Source organism: Actinoplanes sp. ATCC 53533, assembly GCF_003947245.1.
Genome location: NZ_QHHV01000286.1, coordinates 1 through 2,274, shown reverse-complemented (window position 1 = coordinate 2,274; position 2,274 = coordinate 1). Strand labels below are relative to the sequence as shown.

1 protein-coding gene and 1 pseudogene are annotated in these 2,274 nt (G+C 67.5%); one reads left to right on the top strand and one right to left on the bottom strand.

The annotated features are described in order from the left end of the window. Positions 1–98 precede the first annotated feature (98 nt). Positions 99–548 carry a MaoC family dehydratase gene (locus DMB66_RS53625; RefSeq protein WP_125811767.1) on the bottom strand — a complete coding sequence of 150 codons (450 nt, stop codon included), beginning with the start codon at positions 546–548 and terminating at the stop codon, positions 99–101. 686 nt (positions 549–1,234) lie between these two features. Here DMB66_RS53625 and DMB66_RS53620 point away from each other — a divergent pair. After that, positions 1,235–2,274, top strand: a pseudogene (locus tag DMB66_RS53620) (hypothetical protein); the annotation flags it as partial.

Below are 2,274 nucleotides of genomic sequence, written 5' to 3'. Positions count from 1 at the left end.
GGCTGGGCTGGGCTGGGCTGGGCTGGGCTGGGCCGGGATGGGCTGGGCCGGGATGGGCTGGGCTGGGCCGGGATGGGCTGGGCTGGGCCGGGATGGGCTCAGCCGTAGAACGCCAGGATCTGCTCGGCCAGGCAGGCCGGCTTGGTCGCGCCCTCGATCTCCGCCGTGATCAGGACCCGGACGCGGGCACCGCCGGCCATGCGCCGGGCGTCGACCAGCCGGGCCGCGCCGCGCAGGCGGGAGCCCACTGGCACCGGCGCGCGGAAGCGGACCCGGTCGAAGCCGACGTTGACCACGTGGGTCACGTCGCGGACCTGGACGAGTTCGGTGAGGAAGGCCGTGCAGAGCGACAGGGTCAGCGCGCCGTGCGCGACGGTGCCGCCGAACGGGCCCTCCTCGCGTGCCCGGTCCGGGTCGACGTGGATCCACTGGTGGTCGCCGCTGAGTTCGGCGAACGCGTCGATCCGCCGCTGGTCGATCAGCTGCCAGCCGGTCGTGCCCAGTTCCTTCTGGCGCAGCAGGTCGTCGATGCTCTCGTAGTGGCCCATCCGCGGGAGCCTATCGGCCCGCACAGCGCCAGGCTCGCCGGGAAATGGCGCTGTGACGTGGAGCCCGCAGTTTTCCAGGGCGACCCGACAGTCGAATGGTCAGACACTTGCGCGCCTGGCGCGCGTATCTCGGACGCTGCCGTTCGTCAATGTCTTGGGGCGCCGCGATTGGCCCGACAAGCCTGTCTCAAAGGTTGATGTCCGCATCGACCGATCGATCTTTAAATCGTGAATTCCGCGTGACCGGTCACCCTTGGTCGATCACAAATTGGGCAAAGTCGATCTTAAATGCCAAGTCGCTCATGATCCACGGCGGTGAGTGATGAGTCCGGTTCATTACGCATTCATTAAGATCACTTAAGGAGATCCCCATGTCAGCGGGGTTGTCGCGGGCCATCGGACAATATAGACGGATGTAAAAGCAACCTCGGACATCGATGGCAATAACACTCTAAGGTGGACTAGTCAACGGTTGAAACCGGTCAGGTCCGGAACGTCGAATGTGTCGGCGATCGTTGCTAACGTCCATCGTGGCTTCATCGCGGGCCACCTCCGGGGATCTCTCTGTGCCCATTTTCCTTAGCGGCACCTGTGGTGATCCTTTCCTGCTCTGGAGGTTTTGGATGGTTCCCCCTCGTCCCACGCGCCGTAGTTCGACGCGCCTCATCCTCGTCGCGACGGCTGTCGTGACAGTGCTGCTCGGCGCCTCCGGGCCGGTCGCCGCTCAGGCGGCGGGCGCCCCGGCCGGGCCCGCCGGGCAGCCTCCGAACATTCCCGGTCTGGCCCAGGTCGCGCGCCCCACCGAGGCGCGCCCCGCCCCGCTGCCCAAGCGCGCCGGCAGCGTCAAGGTCGCCAAGCCGGCGCAGTCGGCCAAGGCCGCCGCCGCGGCCGGCCTCAACGACCAGGTCGCCCTGCGCGCGCTGGTCATCGGCACCGACGCCAACGACTTCGGCGTCGCCACCTGGAAGACCACATTGGACCGGGTGGGCGCGGCCTACGACGTGTTCTACGGCGCGGCCACCCCGCTGACCACGAGCACGCTCGTGCGTCCCGACGGCGTCGGCCGCTACAACGCGATCCTGCTCACCAACAGCATGCAGGTCTACGAGTCCAACGGCAGTTACCTCACCGCGCTCGACGCGGCCGAGTGGAACATCCTCTGGGCCTACGAGCGTAACTTCGGGGTCCGCCAGGCCGCCCTCTACACCAGCTACGGCACCTGGCCCGAGAACTACTGCCTCACCTCCACCGGTGAGGGCGGTGTCGGCAGCACCCCGATCAACCTGTCGCTCACCGCGACCGGCGCGGGCGTGTTCGACTACCTGAAGAGCAGCATCCAGATCCCGCTGACGCAGTCGTACGTCTACCGCACCGCCATCACGCCGGGCTGTGCCGCCGAGGCGACCGTCACCAACGGCTCGGACGTGCTGGGGGTGCGGACCACCTCCAGCGACGGCCGCGAGCGGCTGGCGCTGACCTTCACCTCGAACCAGTACCTGACGCACTCCGACCTGCTGGTCTACGGCATGCTCCGGTGGACGAGCAAGGGCATGTTCCTCGGCGAGCAGCGGCACCACCTCAACGTCGACATCGACGACTGGTTCAACACCTCGGACCACTACTATCCGGACGGCCACGTCGAGTACGAGCCCGGCTTCAAGGTCAGCGGGCACGACGCCGTCAACCTCGACAACCAGCAGACCGCCCTGCGCGCCGCGCATCCGCA

Bases quoted from the DNA above. Each gene is read 5' to 3' on its own strand.
- DMB66_RS53625 (WP_125811767.1), bottom strand. From the start codon at position 548: ATGGGCCACTACGAGAGCATCGACGACCTGCTGCGCCAGAAGGAACTG.